The 19,163-nt window shown below is 44.6% G+C and carries 17 protein-coding genes; 9 read left to right on the top strand and 8 right to left on the bottom strand.

The window, feature by feature from the left end; translation table 11 throughout:
• Positions 1 to 259 precede the first annotated feature (259 nt).
• The 3 genes from SKC38_RS09800 to SKC38_RS09790 form a co-directional block, all read right to left on the bottom strand.
• Entirely contained in the window at positions 260 to 1,708 is a 1,449-nt protein-coding gene (locus SKC38_RS09800) for an APC family permease (RefSeq protein WP_377976956.1), read from the bottom strand.
• A gap of 63 nt (positions 1,709 to 1,771) precedes the next feature.
• A complete protein-coding gene (gene secDF / locus SKC38_RS09795; protein ID WP_377976955.1) occupies positions 1,772 to 4,696 on the bottom strand; it encodes a protein translocase subunit SecDF in 2,925 nt (974 codons plus the stop codon).
• Between the two features lie 146 nt (positions 4,697 to 4,842).
• The gene (locus SKC38_RS09790) at positions 4,843 to 5,169 is read right to left on the bottom strand and encodes a hypothetical protein (protein WP_377976954.1); all 327 of its coding nucleotides are present in this window, start codon (positions 5,167 to 5,169) and stop codon (positions 4,843 to 4,845) included.
• A gap of 83 nt (positions 5,170 to 5,252) precedes the next feature.
• Here SKC38_RS09790 and nadC point away from each other — a divergent pair, with 83 nt between their 5' ends.
• A complete protein-coding gene (nadC, locus tag SKC38_RS09785) occupies positions 5,253 to 6,107 on the top strand; it encodes a carboxylating nicotinate-nucleotide diphosphorylase (protein ID WP_377976953.1) in 855 nt (284 codons plus the stop codon).
• Positions 6,104 to 7,090, top strand: coding sequence for a quinolinate synthase NadA (nadA, locus tag SKC38_RS09780; RefSeq protein ID WP_377976952.1), 987 nt, complete (start codon positions 6,104 to 6,106; stop codon positions 7,088 to 7,090). The genes nadC and nadA overlap by 4 nt, the downstream gene beginning before the upstream one ends.
• 295 nt (positions 7,091 to 7,385) lie before the next feature.
• Here the strand turns inward: nadA and SKC38_RS09775 are convergent, their stop codons facing one another.
• Both SKC38_RS09775 and SKC38_RS09770 read right to left on the bottom strand, forming a co-directional pair.
• Entirely contained in the window at positions 7,386 to 7,853 is a 468-nt protein-coding gene (locus tag SKC38_RS09775; protein ID WP_377976951.1) for a RidA family protein, read from the bottom strand.
• Positions 7,853 to 10,480 (bottom strand): MGH1-like glycoside hydrolase domain-containing protein, encoded by a 2,628-nt coding sequence (locus SKC38_RS09770; protein ID WP_377976950.1) that lies wholly within the window; start codon positions 10,478 to 10,480, stop codon positions 7,853 to 7,855. The genes SKC38_RS09775 and SKC38_RS09770 overlap by 1 nt, the downstream gene beginning before the upstream one ends.
• 151 nt (positions 10,481 to 10,631) lie before the next feature.
• On the opposite strand from SKC38_RS09770, the gene SKC38_RS09765 reads away from it, so the two are divergent.
• The 6 genes from SKC38_RS09765 to SKC38_RS09740 all read left to right on the top strand — a co-directional run bounded on the left by SKC38_RS09765 (position 10,632) and on the right by SKC38_RS09740 (position 17,060).
• Complete coding sequence (locus SKC38_RS09765; RefSeq protein WP_377976949.1) at positions 10,632 to 12,386, top strand: DUF885 domain-containing protein; 1,755 nt, start codon at positions 10,632 to 10,634, stop codon at positions 12,384 to 12,386.
• 127 nt (positions 12,387 to 12,513) lie between these two features.
• Positions 12,514 to 13,479, top strand: coding sequence for a GSCFA domain-containing protein (locus tag SKC38_RS09760; RefSeq protein WP_377976948.1), 966 nt, complete (start codon positions 12,514 to 12,516; stop codon positions 13,477 to 13,479).
• A 42-nt stretch (positions 13,480 to 13,521) separates the two neighbouring features.
• Positions 13,522 to 14,592 carry an Mrp/NBP35 family ATP-binding protein gene (locus SKC38_RS09755; RefSeq protein WP_377976947.1) on the top strand — a complete coding sequence of 357 codons (1,071 nt, stop codon included), beginning with the start codon at positions 13,522 to 13,524 and terminating at the stop codon, positions 14,590 to 14,592.
• Positions 14,593 to 14,600: 8 nt separating this feature from the next.
• Entirely contained in the window at positions 14,601 to 14,846 is a 246-nt protein-coding gene (locus tag SKC38_RS09750; protein WP_377976946.1) for a NifU family protein, read from the top strand.
• On the top strand, positions 14,843 to 16,534 hold the full coding sequence (locus SKC38_RS09745) for a D-alanine--D-alanine ligase family protein (protein WP_377976945.1): 1,692 nt from the start codon (positions 14,843 to 14,845) through the stop codon (positions 16,532 to 16,534). Before SKC38_RS09750 ends, SKC38_RS09745 begins: the two co-directional genes overlap by 4 nt.
• Before the next feature lies 1 nt (position 16,535).
• Positions 16,536 to 17,060: a YfiT family bacillithiol transferase gene (locus SKC38_RS09740; protein ID WP_377976944.1), complete on the top strand. Its 525-nt coding sequence runs from the start codon at positions 16,536 to 16,538 to the stop codon at positions 17,058 to 17,060.
• A 434-nt stretch (positions 17,061 to 17,494) separates the two neighbouring features.
• Here the strand turns inward: SKC38_RS09740 and SKC38_RS09735 are convergent, their stop codons facing one another.
• Genes SKC38_RS09735 through SKC38_RS09725 form a run of 3 tightly spaced genes read right to left on the bottom strand, consistent with a single transcriptional unit; the run spans position 17,495 to position 18,556 of the window.
• Entirely contained in the window at positions 17,495 to 17,623 is a 129-nt protein-coding gene (locus tag SKC38_RS09735; RefSeq protein WP_377976943.1) for a hypothetical protein, read from the bottom strand.
• Position 17,624: 1 nt separating this feature from the next.
• The gene (locus SKC38_RS09730) at positions 17,625 to 18,071 is read right to left on the bottom strand and encodes a SixA phosphatase family protein (protein WP_377976942.1); all 447 of its coding nucleotides are present in this window, start codon (positions 18,069 to 18,071) and stop codon (positions 17,625 to 17,627) included.
• Complete coding sequence (locus SKC38_RS09725) at positions 18,068 to 18,556, bottom strand: gamma carbonic anhydrase family protein (RefSeq protein ID WP_377976941.1); 489 nt, start codon at positions 18,554 to 18,556, stop codon at positions 18,068 to 18,070. The genes SKC38_RS09730 and SKC38_RS09725 overlap by 4 nt, the downstream gene beginning before the upstream one ends.
• Before the next feature lie 46 nt (positions 18,557 to 18,602).
• Between SKC38_RS09725 and SKC38_RS09720 the strand changes: the two genes are divergently transcribed.
• A complete protein-coding gene (locus SKC38_RS09720) occupies positions 18,603 to 19,130 on the top strand; it encodes a class I SAM-dependent methyltransferase (protein ID WP_377976940.1) in 528 nt (175 codons plus the stop codon).
• Positions 19,131 to 19,163: the final 33 nt, after the last annotated feature.

The raw sequence follows: 19,163 nt of genomic DNA, 5'->3' as shown, positions 1-19,163 counted from the left end.
AAGCCTAGGGTTATAGAGATAGGATGTCGCCCACCTGCCTTCGGCTGGAATCCCTAGGCTGAAGCCTAGGGTTATAGAGATAGGATGTCGCCCACCTGCCTTCGGCTGGAATCCCTAGGCTGAAGCCTAGGGTTATTTATAACCCCAGACTTTAGTCTGGGGAATCGGCGCAAAAAGCGCCTCAACCTTTGGCAAAGCGCGAAGCTTTGCCAAAGAGAAAAAAGCCCATAAAAAAGCCCCTTACACAGGGGCTTTCCATTTACTCTCTCGTATTCAAGTGCGACTTCGGTCGGCCGTACAAGAAGTAGACCACCAAACCGAACACCAACCACGCTAAAGCGAAGATTTGGGCTGTCCGACCTAAATTCAAAATCAAAAAGGTATTCACCAAGATTCCCAAAGGAGCCACGATGTTCAATCCTGAAACCTTAAATGGACGATCACGGTTTGGATCACGGAAACGTAAAATCCATACCGCTAAACATACCATCGTAAAGGCAAATAAGGTACCAAAACTCGTCATATCACCCAATAATGAAATTGGAGTAAAACCGGCTACGATTGAAACCACAGCTCCGACCAAAATCGTCGATTTCCAAGGTGTCTTAAACGTAGGGTGTACCTCCGCAAAGAACTTTGGCAATAAACCATCTTTCGCCATGCCTAAGAAGACACGCGTTTGGCCCAACATCATCACCAACATCACCGAAAGCAAACCTGCTGTCGCTGCTGCTGTAATCACAAATACCGCCCAAGGCTGACCCGCAACATCAAATGCATAGGCAACTGGCGCTTTTAACGCATCACCCGTAATGTTCTTGTAGTTAATCATACCTGTTAATACCAAAGATACCGCGATGTACAATACAGTACAGATCAACAAGGAAGCAATGATCGCGAATGGCATATCTTTCTTCGGATTGATTGCCTCACCCGCTTGGGTAGACACCGCATCAAATCCAATGTATGCAAAGAAAATCGCCGATGCACCTGAGATGATACCACCCCATCCATACGCAGGCAACATCTCTCCATTCTCATGTTGTACCAATGTTTCCTCCGGAATGAATGGAGTCCAGTTGGCCACATCAATGTAAAACGCACCCATGATGATCACAAACAAGATCACCGCTACTTTCAATACCACGATTAAATTGTTCGCACTCGCTGCCTCTTTGATCCCTTTAACCAAGATCCAAGTCACAAACCAAACAATCACCAAAGCTGGTAAATTAACCGAAGCCCCACCAAATGACACCGGGTCATTGGTTAAGTTGGCAGGTAAATGTATCCCAAAGAGATGTAAGAGTTTATTGAAATAGCCCGACCACGATACCGCAACCGTCATCGCACCCATGGCGTACTCGAGGATTAGTCCCCAACCGATAATCCAGGCAAATAATTCACCTACGGTTCCGTAAGCATAGGCATAGGCACTACCCTCTACTGGTAACATCGCCGCAAATTCGGCATAGCAAAGCGCGGCAAAAATACAGCCGATACCTGCAATAATGAATGAAATCGCTAAGGCAGGTCCTGCGTGAAAATGCGCGGCTGTTCCTGTTAATACAAAAACACCCCCACCAATAATCGCACCGATACCAATCGCCGTTAGGCTCCATTTTCCCAATACGCGTTTGAGCTCGCTTTTTTGCATGTCTTGCTCAAACATGTGCATGGGTTTCTTTCTCCAGATACTGTTGTTCATAGTTGATTAATTTGTTGGAATATATAAATGCCGGTCACCCTTTCGAGCAACCGGCATGAGAACTTATTTCTTTGGTTTCGAAGATGTTCCTAGGTCGATTACGATTGGCGCCGCTACAAAAATAGAAGAATATGCACCAAATACAACCCCGACGAACATCGCGAATGAGAATCCACGTAATACATCACCACCGAAAATCAACAACACCGTTACTACCAAGAATACCGTTGTTGCCGTCATTACTGTACGTGACATCGTATGGTTAATTGACTCATTGATTGTTTTGATCATCAAGGCCTTATTACCCAAATCTGGATTCACACCAATTTCCTCACGAATACGGTCAAATACGACCACGGTATCGTTAATTGAATAACCAATCACCGTCAAGACCGCCGCGATGAATACTTGGTCAATTTCCAATTCGAAACCGAACAAACGAACGATACCGACCATACCCAATACTACTAATGTATCGTGTAACAAGGCAACAATACCGCCTAATGAATATTGCCATTTACGGAAACGAATCAAGATGTAGATAAAGATCGCGATCAAGGCGTAGAAAATCGATACAAACGATTGCATCAAGATATCATCTGCTACGGTCGCACCTACTTTCGACTCAGAAACTACTTTTGGAGCATTTGCAGCGAAATCCTTCAATCCTGTTTCCAATGCCGTACGAACCGTGTTGTTCGCAACAATCGACTCATCTTCTACTAAATAAGAAGTAGTCACCTTCAATTTCGTAGGACCGTTGAAAGTCTTCACCTCAACACCTTTTCCACCGAAATCATCTGCCAAAGCTTCTTTTACTTTATCCGTAGGAACTGCTTGGTTAAACTCAACCACATACGAACGTCCACCTTTGAAGTCAACACCTAAGTTGAAACCACCTTGCATAATCACAACGATAGCACCTGCAGCGATTAACAACCAAGAGAACCAGTATGAATACTTACGTTTTCCGATGAAATCAAAGTTCATGCCTTTGAACAAATCACGTGAGATGAATGTCTCAAACGTCATTTCCTTCTCTTTACCAGCTTTGATCGCACGTTTTGCCATCCAATTCACCAATAAATGTGAGATGTAAACTGCAGAGAATACCGACGTAACCAAACCGATACAAAGTGTTACCCCAAATCCTTTCACAGAACCTGAACCGAAGATGATCAAAATCACCCCGATCAATACTGTCGTGATGTTACCATCCAAAATCGCGCTTAATGCTTTCTCGTAACCAACATTGATGGCTTCCAATAAACCTTTTCCTTTGTGTAATTCCTCACGAATACGTTCGTTGATCAATACGTTGGCATCTACCGCCATACCCAATGTCAACACGATACCCGCGATACCTGGCAAAGTCAAAGCTGCTTGGATTTGAACCAATACACCCGCGATGAAGAATACGTTGAAGAACAAGGCCAAATTCGCCATCCATCCTGGAGCGCCATAGTAACCGACCATGAACACGATAACCAATAACAAACCTAATAACATCGACATATAGCCTTGGTTGATCGCCTCCGCACCCAATGATGGACCTACGAATGCATCTTCCACGATACGTGTAGGAGCTGGCAATTTACCTGCTTTCAATACGTTCGCTAAATCTTTTGCTTCTTCTACCGTGAAGCTACCTGAGATCGAAGAACGACCACCTGGAATCTCACCGTTGATAACCGGAGCAGAATACACATAACCATCCAATACAATCGCAATGCGACGACCGATGTTCGCGCCTGTCAAGTTTTTCCAGATGCGAGCACCTGTTCCGTTCATGGACATCGTTACTTCTGCACGACCTGTTTGGTCAAAATCTTGTGCAGCATCTGTAATCACATCACCTTCCAAAGGAGCCTTTTGGCCTTCCGCTTGTTTCAATGCTTCTAATGCTAAGATCTCATCGCCATTCGTTGCAGGAACACCTTTCGCTGCCCAAGCAAATTTCAAATTCGCTGGGAAGAAACCTTTCACATCTGCACGACGGAACAATGCATTCACACGCGCTGTATCTTTTACGTATACACCGATACCATTACCCATTTGGATAAACAATTTCGTCAAGGCTGAACCTGACGTATCTGCCTTCGCTTTACCTGCAGAATCTTTCGCTGGAGCTGCTAATTGAGATGCCAATGCATTCGCTGCTGTATCTTTCGCTGCTGGAGCTGCTGCTGTAGCTGCTACTGCTGGAGCCTTCGCCTCACGCTCTAAAATCGCGCCTAAGGCATTTAAACCTGCACCATATTCGTTCAATTCATAACACTCAACAAATTCTAATTTCGCTGCACCTGATAATAATTTACGTGCACGCTCTGGGTTCTCTACCCCTGGCAATTCTACTTGAATACGGTTTGAACCTGGCAAACGTTGGATGTTTGGATTCGCAACACCAAATTTATCGATACGCGCTTGGATAATCTTGTAAACACGATCCACAGCACCGTCAATCTCCGCATCAATCACACGCTTCACTTGCGCATCTGATGAAGTAGAAGAAATTTTTCCACGGTTTACCGAGTTTGAGAATACAGATGCCAACGATTGTTTCGGAGCAATACGAGCAAATGCCTCGTAGAACAACTCATTAAACGATGACGTCGAAGTCGCTTGTGCAGCACTTGCCTCTGCTAAAGCCTTCTCGAAATTCGGGTCGTTGGATTGTCCAGAAAGGGCACGCAAGATTTCTACTGGAGAAACCTCCAAAACCGCGTGTAAACCACCTTCTAAGTCAAGACCTTTTTGCAAGGCATATTGCGTAACTTCTTGTAAGGTATATCCGATGTAAACCGGTTGCTTCCAAAGGGAATCAATGAAATGCAAACGCTTCGCTGCATCTACCTTACCATCGGCTGTAGTCGCATATTGAATTGCTTGATCTTTTAATTGGTTTGACTTCCATGTAAACGATAGGAAGAAAATACATAAGGCTGAAATAATCGTAGACAGCCAAATAACGGCACTTTTGTAACGCATAACTTTAAGTTAAATTGTAAATAAAAAATTGTAAATAATAGTCGTTAGACTTTAGACGTTAGACATTAGACATTAGACGTTGGTCATTTGACTAGCGGCTGACGACTAGCGACTAGTGACTAGCGACTAGTGACTAGCGACTGATTTCACGGCGCCAGTGTGGCAATAAATTGAGTTAATAAAATGCGCATAAATTGCGTCCGATGGACCACCGAAGGCAATTTAATGGCTGTAGAAGAAACCTTCGCGATGATTACGTGAAGGCTAGGGAATACAAAATCCTGCGGAAAATCGAGTTGGGTACTAGAGCTTGTTTGGTAAACATGCTGTTCAGCGACTTGAATCGTCTTTTGCTGTTTCTCCGTTTTTACCTTTGCTTGGTCGGCCTTAACGAACGATATTGGTTTAGCCACGAGCCAAAACAGCACGGGCATAAACAACAATAAATGAAATACGTTTACCTTCTTTTGCATGATAAGTAGCAAAAATAGGATAATTTTCTTAGAAATCAATTCGGAATGGAATTTTCGTAAATTTGCCTTTCCAAAAAATCGACATGTTCAATTATTTAGCGCCCACTTACGTACAAGCTTTTATCCAAGCTGCCCTCGCTGAGGACATTGGCGATGGAGATCATACCTCCCTTTCCACCGTCCCTGCTGATGCGAATGGTACAGCACAATTGTTGGTGAAAGACCGCGGAATTCTCGCTGGGGTAGAATTATCTTTGGCGATTTTCAAGGAAGTGGACGCGTCCTTGCAGGTGAAAGTCTTCATCCACGATGGCATTTGGATCGAACCGGGTCAAGTCGTTTTGGAAGTAACAGGTTCCTCCCAATCCATTTTAAAAGCGGAACGTTTGGTACTGAACTGCATGCAAAGGATGTCGGGAATCGCGACATACACGCGCTCATTAGTCAATATTTTAGAAGGTACGCGTGCCAAATTGTTGGATACGCGGAAAACGACGCCCAACTTCCGTTTGGCGGAAAAATGGGCCTGCAAGATTGGTGGCGCAGTAAATCACCGCTATGGTTTGTTCGACATGATCCTCATCAAAGACAATCACGTCGACTTTGCAGGTGGAATCCAAGCGGCATTAGAAAAAGCATTTACCTACAATGCGTCCTTACCAGAACCTTTAGCCATTGAAATCGAAGTGCGCAACGAAGACGAATTAGACCAGGTTTTGGCCATCGGTGGCGTCCAACGAATCATGTTGGACAATTTCAGCCCCGATCGCCTCCGCGCTGCTATCCGGAAAATTGACGGTCGGTTCGTAACCGAAGCCTCCGGTGGAATCAATGAAAAAACACTCCGCGCCTATGGCGAAACAGGGGTTGATTATATTTCCGTGGGTGCCTTAACCCACCAAGTGAAAAGTTTAGACCTTAGCCTCAAAGCGAAATGAATCTAATAGAAGAAGCAACATCAGTTGGCTACATCGCCCGCTCCACCCCCAAAGGTGTTGAGTTAATTACCGAAATCCAGCGCCTGAAAAAGGAGAAAAACGCGGTGATTTTAGCACATTATTATGTGGATGGTGAAATCCAGGAATTAGCTGATTATGTTGGCGATTCCCTCGGTTTGTCCCAAGCCGCTGAAAAAACAGAGGCAGATTTAATCGTCTTCTGTGGCGTGCATTTCATGGGTGAAACAGCTAAAATCCTAAACCCTTCAAAAAAAGTAGTGGTTCCGGACTTCAACGCGGGATGTTCTTTAGCGGATTCGGTTCCAGCTTCGGAATTTGCGGCATTAAAAGCAGCTCATCCCGATGCAATTGTTGTTTCATACATCAACTGCTCAGCCGAAATCAAGGCCATGACCGACATCATTTGTACCTCATCCAATGCGGTCCAAATCGTCGAGTCAATTCCAGCGGATCGTGAAATCATCTTCGCACCGGATGCGAATTTAGGTCGCTACGTGGCACACAAAACCGGTCGGGAATTGATTCTTTGGGAAGGCGCTTGCATGGTGCACATCGACATTTCCTTAGAGAAATTAGCGGCCTTGAAAAAGGAATACCCAGACGCTTTGTTGATCGCCCACCCAGAATGCAAGGAAATCATCTTGAAAGAAGCGGATTACGTTGGCTCGACGACGGCCTTGTTGAAATACGTGGAAACCTCTTCAAACTCTACGTTCATTGTAGCTACCGAGGCAGGCATCATGCACAAAATGAAGCAATCTGTACCGCATAAGCATTTGATTCCAGCACCGGCGAATGAGCAAAACACCTGTGCTTGTTCGGAATGTCCTTACATGAAAATGAATACCTTGGAGAAGTTGTACAATGCCTTGTACTACGAATTACCTGAAATCAATTTAGAAGAATCCATCCGTGTGCCGGCGTATAAGGCGCTGAAAAGGATGTTAGAAATTTCGGCTTAGTATAGACGCGATACCTCGCGTCTACTCCCCAGGTTAAAACCTGGGGTTATAACCCCAGACTTCAGTCTGGGGAATCGGCGCAAAAAGCGCCTCAAATCAACCCATAACAAACAATCAAAATTTATAACCCCAGACTTCAGTCTGGGGAATCGGCGCAAAGCGCCTCAAACTTTGGCAAACCTGAAAGGATTGCCAAAGAAAAAAGACGCGATTATCTCGTCTCTAAATGCTTTGCCAAAAAGACTAGCGACTAGTGACTAGCGACTGCTAGACAATTAAACGTGATGTATCACGTTTAATTGTCTAGCTCAAACATCGCCTCAATCTCCACCGGTATATTATCCGGCAAGGTCCCCATACCCACGGCAGAACGAACACCGATGCCGTTTTCTTCACCCCAAACTTTGGCAAATAATTCTGAACAGCCATTAATCACATAGGGATGACGCAAAAAATCATCCGTCGCATTGACCATCCCCAAAACCTTAATCACCCGTTTTACCCGATTCAACGAACCTAATTGTGCCTTTAAGGTGGCTAAAATGGTAAGGCCCACTTGTTGGGCAGCATGCTTCCCCGCCTCGATGTCCATATCCGCACCGATCCGACCTATGATCAAGGATGCATCTGGCATGACAGGACCATGGCCCGAAACATAATAAAATTCCCCTACCTGCAAACCCGGTTTATAAACCCCTAAAGGTTTCGGTGCTGGGGGTAAAACAAGGCCTAAGGCCGCGAAACGCTCTTCGGGTGTTTGCATTATTTTTTATGTAATTGAAGGATAATTTCAGAGATTAAGCCGGTCCAACCGGTTTGATGATTCGCTCCCAAGCCCTTTCCGGTATCTCCGTCAAAGTACTCAAAGAACAAATGGGAATCCTCATGTAATTTCTCATGCCCATCGTACATCGGTATAACGCCCTTTTCATTCGGCACAAACATGGCTAATAAGCGTCGAGAAACCCCTTCAGCGGCATCTTTGATGTTCATCATTTCGCCGGAATTCGTTGGGAATTCTACCTCGTAATCCGAACCATAATAATCCGAGAACTTGCTCAAGGAATCCAAAATCAAATAATTCATCGGGAACCAAATCGGGCCACGCCAGTTGGAGTTACCCCCAAACATACTGCCCGTCGACTCCGCTGGGGTATAATCAACCTGCAGCGTTCCGCCTTCAATGGCAAATTTGTAGGGATTTTCCTTGTGGTATTTCGATAAGGAACGAATGCCATAATCCGATAAAAATTCGGTTTCATCAAACATCCGCTTCATAATCATCTTCATCCGGTGACCACGCAAGATCGAGAGCAAACGACTCTCCCCTTTGCCCGGCTCATACCAACGCGAAATCAAACTCGCCAAATCCGGTCGGTTGTTCAACACCCATTCCACACGGCGTTTGAAAGCTGGTAATTTCTCCAACATATCCGAGGTCAACACCTCAACGGCAAATAGTGGAATCAAGCCCACCATCGAACGTACTTTCAACAATTCGGCAGACCCATCTTCCTTATGCAACATGTCATAATAGAATTGGTCGTCCTCATCCCAAAGGTTTAACTTATCTCCACCGATCGACTGCATCGCACCGGCGATGTGTAAGAAATGTTCGAAGAATTTGGAAGCCATATCTTGATACACCGGATTTTCCAAGGCAATCTCACAAGCAATGCGCAACATATTTAAGCTGTACATCGCCATCCATCCCGTTCCATCCGCTTGTTCCAAGTGCCCACCCGTAGGCAATTGTGCCGAACGGTCAAACACCCCGATATTATCCATACCCAAGAAACCACCTCCAAAAATGTTATTTCCTCCCTCGTCTTTCAAATTCACCCACCAGGTGAAATTCAGCAATAATTTATGGAAAATACGCTCCAAGAAAACGACATCCCCTTTGCCCCCATTCATCTCCTTGTCGATCTCGTAAACCTTCCATGTCGCCCAAGCGTGCACGGGAGGGTTCACATCCGAGAATGACCATTCATAAGCAGGAATCTGCCCATTCGGGTGCATGTAATATTCGCGCAGAATTACAGCTAATTGGCGTTTGGCAAAATCAGGATCCAAACGTGCCAATGGCAAGGTATGGAAGGCCAAATCCCATGCCGCAAACCAAGGATATTCCCATTTATCTGGCATGGAAAGGATATTCGCCGCATACATGTGGCGCCAGGTGCTGTTTCGACCGAGCTTCCGAGAAGCATCCGGTTTTGGCATGGCAGGATCCCCTTTGATCCATTCGAATACATTGTAATAATACCATTGTTTGGTCCACAACATACCCGCATAGGCCTGACGCTGCAAATTACGCATGCTCGCGTCCTGAATATCTTTTTGTAAATCTGCGTAAAAATCGTCCGCGTCTTTCAATCGGGCTGCATAGATTTCATCAAAATCCGCGAAGGGTTCACGCAAGGTCAGAGTAGTTAAACGCAAACGAAATACCTTCTTCCCACCTGCCGGAATCTTCGCCGAATAGCGAACGGATGCTTTGGTACCGATGTGATTCGGATTGACGGCGTGTTTATTTTTATTGACGATGTAATCGTTGATGCCATCTTTTGTAAAATGGGAAAGATTCGGCGAACCGTGTAAACGGTCGAAATTGGTCTCATTATCACAAAACAAGAACTCATCCGCATCTTCAGCATATAATTTAAAGCGGCCTACGACGCGATGATCCACCTCGATAAAGGAATGACCTACGCCCGTCAACATCGGTTTATAATTATACTTTTCGTAGCCCCAGCACCAGGTATTTCGGTACCAAATCGTTGGCAATACCGTGATCGGCGCAGCTACTTTAGAACGGTTTTCCACCGTTACCTGAATTAAAATATCTTGTTCATCCCCTTTGGCATATTCCATGGAGATGTCGAAAAACTCATTTTTATCGAAGATGCCCGTGTCCATCAACTCATATTCCGGCTCTAAACGGGTGCGTTTTTTGCTTTCGTCGATGAGTTTTTGATAGGGAAATGTATGCTGCGGATACTTATACAGCATTTTTTGGTAGGAGTGCGTAGGTGTAGAATCTTGGTAATAATACAATTCCTTCACGTCTTCCCCGTGATTTGATTCATTACCCGTAAGGCCAAAAAAGCGTTCTTTTAAGATATGATCGCGGTGATTCCAAAAGGCAAAAGCAAAACAAACATGTTGTTTATTATCTGAAATTCCACCGATTCCCTCTTCACCCCAGCGATAGGCTTTCGAGCGAGCCATATCATGTGAAATCGTCTCCCAGGCATTTCCGCTGGCTGAATAATCTTCACGAACCGTGCCCCACTGACGCTCTGTCAAGTAAGGCCCCCACTTTTTCCAACCTTTATTATCGTTACGAAGACTCAGTCGTTCGCGTTCAGCTCCCCTATTTGACATAAATTGATAAATGCTTAGGTGTTGATATGTGATGCAAACTACAAATATAGAATTTTTGGCGAAATTACCTTTTGTAGAAAAAGGACAAATGCGCAAGGCATGCAGGTGTTGTTCCGCTTTCTTTTTATATTCGAAATTCTAAATCAACATAATGAAAAAACTGACTTACCTATTATGCTTGCTGGCCTTCGTTTCTTGTAAATCAGGCGATGCCAAGAAAGAACTCAGCACACTTGTGGATACGTACTACGAGGAGCAATTGAAACTCAACCCCGTTGCGGCGACGGCCAATGGCGACAATCGTTACAACGATCAATTAAACATTGATTTCACGGATGCACATCGTGCAAAAATCAAGGCACTCTTAGCGAAAACGCAAACGAGTTTAGGCGAAATCGATCGAGAGAAATTAGATGCGAATGACCAAATCACCTTTGATATCTTGAAGCGTGACATCGAATTGGGATTAGAGGGCTTGACATTTCAAGACAATTTAATGCCCTTAAACCAATTTTATGGCTTTCACTTGACCTTTGCGCAATTGGGCAGCGGTTCCGTGATGCAACCCTTCGCCACGAAAAAGGATTATGAAAACTGGGAAAAACGCATGCACATCGGGGCCGCATACATGGATTCGAGCATCGTTTATTTCAAAAAAGGCGTTGCAGCAAACATTGTTTTGCCAAAGGCTTTAGTTCAAAAAATCATTCCGCAATTGCAATCGTTCAACGTGACTGATATCAAACAAAGCACTTTTTACGGTCCATTGAATAATTTTCCAAAGGATTTCACGGCGGCCGACAAAGCGAAATTCACACAAGAATACACGCAAATAATCCAGTCGGAGATCGTGCCTGCCTACGCACGTTTGGCACAATATCTTCAAACGGAATACCTACCAAAATCCCGTACGACTACGGGTATTTCAGCCATTCCGAATGGAGCTAAATATTATCAATATTTAATTCGCGTGTTGACGACCACAGATAAACCTGCGGAGGAAATTTACCAAACCGGTTTATCCGAAGTGAAGCGTATTCGGACGGAAATGGAGAAAACGAAGCAGTCAGTCGGATTCAAAGGAACATTGGCAGAATTCTTCGCGCACATGAAAACGGATACTAAATTCTATCCATACAAGACACCAGCTGAAGTACTAGCTGCTTTTCATGCGATTCACAAAAAGATGGAACCAGCATTAAAGACGATGTTTGGCCGAGTTCCCAAAACGCCATTTGAGATTCGTCAAACCGAAGCATTCCGTGCGGCATCTGCATCAGCGGAATATTTCCAAGGATCCGAAGATGGAACTCGTCCCGGTATTTTCTATGTACCGATTTTAGACGCGACCAAATTCAATACCACTTCCGGCATGGAAAGTTTATTCTTGCACGAGGCGATACCAGGACATCATTACCAAGTGAGTCTCCAACAAGAAAATAGCCAATTGCCTAAATTCCGTCGCTTCGGTGGCAACTCGGCCTATGCAGAAGGTTGGGCACTTTATACGGAAAGCTTAGGAAAAGAATTGGGTTTATATACGGATCCATACCAATATATGGGAGCTTTAGGTGATGAAATGCACCGGGCGATTAGACTTGTCGTGGATGCAGGGATGCACGCAAAAAACATGACGAGAGAGGAAGCCATCAAGTACATGATGGACAATGAACCACTCAGCGAAGAAGGAACCGTTGCCGAAATCGAACGCTACATGGCGATTCCAGCGCAGGCACTTTCCTATAAAATTGGGGCATTGAAAATCCGCGAGATTCGCGAACGCTTGAGCAAGGAATTAGGACCTAAATTTAAGCTTTCCGATTTCCACGATGAAATCTTGAAAGATGGCAATATGCCATTGGATGTCATGGAAAATAAAATGAATCGTTGGGCGAAAGGATTGTAGGCATTTTCCTTTGGCAAACCTTAGAGGATTGCCAAAGTTAAGACGCGATTTCGCGTCGACTCCCCCCAGGCTGTAGCCTGAGGCTATATATTTTAATAACCCCAGGCTTCAGCCTGGGGATTTACATATGATCAACCTCACCACCACCTTCTCCATCCCGCGCGCTACCCACCTGATAGAACCGAACAGCCAAATCCTTTGCATCGGATCCTGTTTTGCGGAAAACATGGGAAAGCGTTTGGATCAATTGCCTTTGGAAGTTTCTAATCAGGCTTTGGGTACGATGTTCCATCCGCTGAAAATTTTGCAGGGATTACGTGAGCAAAATTTACAAGCGAGCGATTTATACCAACAAGGGAATTTTTATGTCCATCCGGATTTTCATTCGCAATTTATGGGCGAGAATCCCACGGACTTTTTAACGAGACTCGCAGAAATCAAGTCGAAAACGATCGCATTTTTAAAGTCTAGCAATTTCCTGATTATCACCTGGGGGACGGCCTTTTATTACGAGGATCAACAATTGGGAAGGGCAATTGCCAACTGCCATAAACAGGCCGCTTCGCGATTTATCAAGAAACAAAGCACGGTGGAAGAAATTTGTTTGGCATACGAAAGCTTTTTGCGAGAAAACCCATTGCAAAAAATTATCCTAAGCGTTTCGCCCGTCCGACATACGCGAGACGGGATACCCGAAAATGCGACATCTAAAGCCATTTTGCGGGTGGCGGCAGATACTTTGGCGAAGAAATTTCCAGATCAAGTGAGCTATTTCCCCGCTTATGAAATCATGATGGACGAATTACGCGATTACCGATTTTACCAGTCGGACATGATTCATCCCACCGAACAAGCAGTAGAATACATTTACAAGCGTTTCAAACAGGCTCATTTCGAGGATGATTTATTAGATATCGCCAAAAAATGGGAAGAAATGCTACGAACCCTTGAACATCGACCGCATCCCTTGCTGTACGCGCAACATCGCGAAATCTTATTACGGCTGCGGAAGGAAATTGAGGATGCCAAATCAAGTATTGATTCATCTAAGATGTTGGCAAAAATAGACCAACAAATATTGGCCTTATCTTAATACAAAGCCCTATATTTGAGGTTTGAAAGGAAAGAACGTATTATGGGAGAATTGAGTGTAACGAAAGAAATCATCTTGGGTGCGTTGAGCACGGTCCAAGAACCCGATCTGAAAAAGGATTTGGTGACTTTGGGTATGATTAAAGATATTGAATTGGGCGTGGGCGAGGTTCGCTTTACAGTCGTTTTGACCACACCCGCTTGTCCGCTGAAGGAAAAAATCAGACAAGATTGCGAGGGTGCTATTCATAATTTGGTGCATCCAGACCTAAAAGTTGTCATCAACATGACCGCAGAGGTTACGTCTATCCAACAGCAAGATCCCTTAATTCCAGGTGTTAAGAATGTCATTGCGGTGGCTTCTGGCAAAGGGGGTGTAGGTAAATCTACGGTTACGGCGAATTTGGCGATGGCTTTGAAAAAGGCAGGTGCCAAAGTAGGTATTTTAGATGCCGACATTTCGGGTCCTTCGATTCCGGTGATGTTTGGTGCAGAAGACATGCAACCATTGGTGCAAGAAGTGAATGGCAAAAATCGCATTCAACCCATTAACCAATATGGCATTAAGTTAATTTCGATGGGCTTTTTAGCGCCTACGGAAAGCCCTGTGCCATGGCGTGGTCCAATGATGACGCAAGCTTTGCGTCAGTTCTTTGGCGATACGAATTGGGAAGAATTAGATTATTTATTAATCGACTTACCTCCAGGAACATCTGATATTCACTTGACATTGGTACAATTGATCAAATTGACCGGAGCCGTAATCGTCACTACTCCACAAAAAGTGGCCTTATCAGATGCGACAAAAGGATTGCAATTTTTCAAACAAAATAGCATCAACGTGCCTATTTTGGGCTTGGTAGAGAATATGGCTTATTTCACACCGGCGGAATTGCCCGACAATAAATATTATTTGTTTGGCAAAGATGGCGGCAAGGAATTAGCGACGAAATATAAGGTTCCCTTTTTAGGAGAGGTGCCATTGGTACAAGGAATTCGGGAAGCCGGTGATGCGGGAAAACCGATCGCGGCGGAAGAAGGTCCGACGGCCGATGCATTTGGACAAATTGCGGCTAATTTGGCGCAGCAAATCGCGATAAACAACGCACAATAAACACAAGCATGGAAAATCACCCACTCTATCCCAGAATCCAAACAGCCTTAGATAGCATTAGACCCTATTTAGTGGCAGATGGTGGCAATGTAGAGGTCGTTGAAATCACGACAGAAAATGTGTTAAAATTAGCGTTAGTCGGTAATTGCCAGTCATGTAATATGTCGGCTATGACCTTCCGTGCCGGCGTAGAAGAAGCGATTCGTCGCGATGTACCTGAAATTACAGCTGTAGAAGAAATCAAAGTAGGATGATGCGAATTGGAATATTTTTTGGTGGACAAGCGCGTGAGCGTGAAATCAGTTTTGCTGGTGGCAAAACGGCCATGGCTCATATCAACAAGGCTTTATTTAGCCCAGTCCCCGTTTTTGTAGATGGCTTAGGCAATTTTGTATTGATCAAGGAAGAACTCATCTACCAGGAATCGATCCGAAATTTCTTCCCGCCTGCTGCTTACCAGCGTGCGCCATTTTCGGTTTATACCGAATCGTTGACCGACATCGACAATTATTCGAGCATGTTGGAGGAAATCGGAATCCCCATTTCCCCGGCCGATTTTGCTAATCATTTTGACTTTGCCTTCATCGCCATGCATGGCCCTGGCGCAGAGGATGGCAGTATTCAGGGTTTATTGGAGTGGTTTAATATTCCGTATTCAGGACCAAGTTTATTGGGTTCTTCGATTGGAATCGACAAAATCAAACAAAACGATTGGCTTGCAAAGAGCGTCGGTTTGGATAAAAAATATTTTGTGTTGCAGCGTGCCGACTACGAAGCGTACGGTCGGGAGACCTTGTTCGAGCAAGTCAAAAAAGCTATTGGAATTCCATTTGTGGCCAAAGCGCCGCATCAGGGATCGTCGATTGGCTTGGCTTTTGTGAAGGAAGATTCTTTGGAAGTATTTGACCAAGCAATCAAAAAATGCTTGTTCATTCAGGAAATTTACCGGGAGCAATGGATTACCTATTCAGAAGCGGAGCAAGTAGATGTGCTTCAAAAAATGGTCAATTTAGATGAGGGCATCGGTTTTCCTGTGCGTTTTAATCATCAGACTTATGTGCATCCGGCGGAATTACACGCTGCGCTGAAGGACTATTTTGTTCATACGGTTACGAAGGCAAGCATTCATTCGATGCATTCTGAAGATGCTGTGTTACTAGAGGCATTTGTCAACGGAAATGAATTCTCTTGTGGGGTTATTCAGACACCAAAAGGAGTTTCGGTTGCCTTGCCGCCGACGGAAATTGTCATTGATGAGTCGGTGGAAGTATTTGATTTCAATGCCAAATACAAGTCGAAATTAACGCGCAAGCGTATTCCGATGGACGCATCTTTGGCTCAATTGCAGCAAATTCAGGCGCAGGTGAAACAAGCCTTCGATGATTTGGGATTTGGGGTATGCACGCGGATTGACGGATTTTTAACTGCGGATGGTGTGGTTGTCTTACATGACCCAAACACGATTCCGGGTATGTCTCCGAGTTCATTAATCTTTAAACAAACGGCTGAAATTGGTTTAACGGTTACGGATTCAATCACGTATTTTATTCGCCAATCGATTCGCGAGCGGATGCGCAATGGAAAGAATTACCATGCGTTCCGGAAGCTTTTGGAAGGTTTGGATCAAGCGATAGCAGCAGTATTGAGTGAAAAAACAGCTCAAGAGCCACAAGTTATCGTGGTCGATACAGCTGATTTAGAAAACAGTTTTGAGGCAGCTAAAAAAGAAGCGGCACGATTGGCGGCTTTGGGAAATCAGGCTTATAAAGTGGTTGTTCCTTTGGAAATGGAAGAGGGGGAAATTGAATATGTGTTGCATGTAGCCCAACTGGCCAAAGAAAGCGGCAAGGAAATGATGGAAAGTATCCACCAGGGGGTTCATCCACTGATTGCGCATACACGTCAGGCAGGCGCTGATATCACGGCTTTTTATACTCGATAACATGGAAGAATTAAATCCTTTGCAATATCCCATCGGGAAATTTTCAGCACCTGAAATCATTACGCCGGAATTACGCGCGGAATGGATTGGAATTATTTCCGACTTACCTGGTCAATTGGCAGATTTACTAGCCAACGTAGATGAAAGCCTGTTGGAAACACCTTATCGTCCTGGAGGCTGGTCGGCAAGAAAAGTGATTCATCATCTATTTGACAGCCACATCAATAGCTACATTCGTTTCAAGATGGCATTGACGGAGGACAATCCGACGATCAAACCCTACGACGAAAATACATGGGCTGAGATGCCGGATGGCAACGAGGCACCTATTCAATGGTCGATCGAGGGTATTAAATACATTCACTTGCGTTGGGTTTATTTGATGAAAACGATGCAGGAGTCTGACTGGTCAAAGACGTATTTTCATCCGGAGCGAGGGATAAGCTATCGTTTGGATCGCGTGCTGGGGATATATGCTTGGCATTGTGTGCATCATTTGAAGCATGTGGAGTCGGTTTTGAATTAAGAGTGAAGAGTTAAGAGTGAAGAATGAAGAGGTTTTATCTTTGGCAAACCTTACAAGATTGCCAAAGTTTGAGACACATGAAATGCGGCGATTGAATAGTAGAGACGCGATACTTCGCGTCTTTTAGACATTAGATGTTGGACATTAGACGATAGACATTAGATCGTAGAGACGCGATACTTCGCGTCTTATTAATTAACCCTAGGCTTCAACCTAGGGACGGCAAAAAGCCTTAAATATCGTTTCGATTTCGCTGAAATCCCCAGGTTAAAACCCAGGGTTATAAAACAAGAGACATCATCTCCGGACTAGTGACTAGGTAATGACTACTGCCCACTGACAACTGACCACTGAAAACTGACAACTGACTACTGTTTCCCTTCGGACTCCGGACTTATTTCCCTCCGGACTACCCACTGACCACTGACTACTGACTACTGACCCCTGCTCACCTTCTTCTTATTCCATGGCGCCGTCGTATTACTCGCCATATCGATCGCCAAAGCAATCATCAAAAGGGTGAACAAGATAATCACCCAACGAAATATTTTCTGATTATTCATATTAAAACCGTGCTTTAACTGTGGCGCTGCCTTGCGTGACTTGCTCCCAATCATCAAGCGTGGGCCACTGCAAATGTACAAAATTGGCCGTATCCATTTGAATTTCCTCCCCAGATAAATAGGAAGCCACATAAGAAATGGAAGGATTGTGTGCAACGAGATAAACGCAGGATACAGCACTTTGACGTAATTTTTCCCAATAGGCAGGTCCTGAAGCATGGTACCAATCATTAGATACTTCAGCGGGTTTATCCGTTATAATTTGATAGGTTTCCAAGGTTCTAATCGCATCGGAAACATACCAAATTCCATCTGGCAAGGGATAATCTGCAAGTATTTTCGCTAGATTTCTCGCCTCGCTGATTCCTCTCTCCGACAAATGTCGGGCTTCATCCGGACTCGTATAGGGTCCAGCGTGGGCATGACGGATGAGGATGAGTTCAATCATGATTTGATTAGTGGATATTCACCAGCGGCGTGTTTGGCACCCATTTTGATATAATGATCCGCGCCGTGTTTTAAGGCTTCGATTTGCTCGGGACTCAGGGTTTTGACTACTTTGGCAGGACTACCCAAAACCAATGAATAATCAGGAATTTCCATGCCCGCAGTGACTAAAGCATGTGCGCCGATTAAACAACATTTTCCCACTTTGGCCCGATTCAAAACCGTTGCATGCATGCCGATCAAGGATCCTTCCCCGATTTCCGCACCATGTACAATGGCTGAATGACCCACGGTCACACGCGCACCAATAATCGTTTTATCACCCTCATCCGCGTGCAAAACGGCATTATCTTGAATATTGCAACCTTCCCCTAGGTGGATTTCCTCGACGTCTGCACGTACGACAGCGCCGTACCAAATGGTGACATCTTTTTCAATTTTGACGCGCCCCATGACGCTGGCGGTAGGTGCGATAAATAAAGCCATAGCATTCTTTTTTTGTCAAAGATAAACAGAATTGATAATTTGCTGCATGGAGAAAAGTTTATTCGAGGTTGCGGGGTGGTCGGAGGATGATTGCATCCTTTCATTGGGTTGTGGAGCCGCTTGGTGGGAGATTAAGCAGATGGCGGAAAATGCCGCGGGCGAATTACTTTTATTGGACCCGAATAAAGATGTATTAAACTGGCCAGACATCGAAGAAGGCTTGTCTTATTTTGAAAACCATTATCAAACCCGTGTCGGAACGCCCATACAAATATTGCATGCAGAAGCATCAGCTATTCCTTTAGCAGCTGCATCGGTGGACCAAGTTTGGTTATTAAATTCCTTGCATGAAATGGATGACCTTGCCAGCGTGTTGCATGAAATTGACCGCGTTTTGAAGTTGGATGGTTGTGTGATCATGGAGGAAATACTTACGGGCGGAATTCATGAAGGATGTGGAAAACGCCTATTTAAATTGGATGAATTAATTCAATTATTTCGGGATGTAGACATGCGCGTCGACTTTCAGACATCCAAAGACCAAGAGGCTGATTATGTAAAATTCGTTCGTTGAGGCTTGATTCCTAGCGATGCTTTTCGCAAATTT

It is taken from the genome of Aquirufa echingensis (genome assembly GCF_042714525.1).
Lineage (GTDB): Bacteria > Bacteroidota > Bacteroidia > Cytophagales > Spirosomataceae > Aquirufa > Aquirufa echingensis.
Note: the sequence above shows the minus strand (reverse complement) of the source record. Positions and strands in the feature narration are given on the sequence as shown.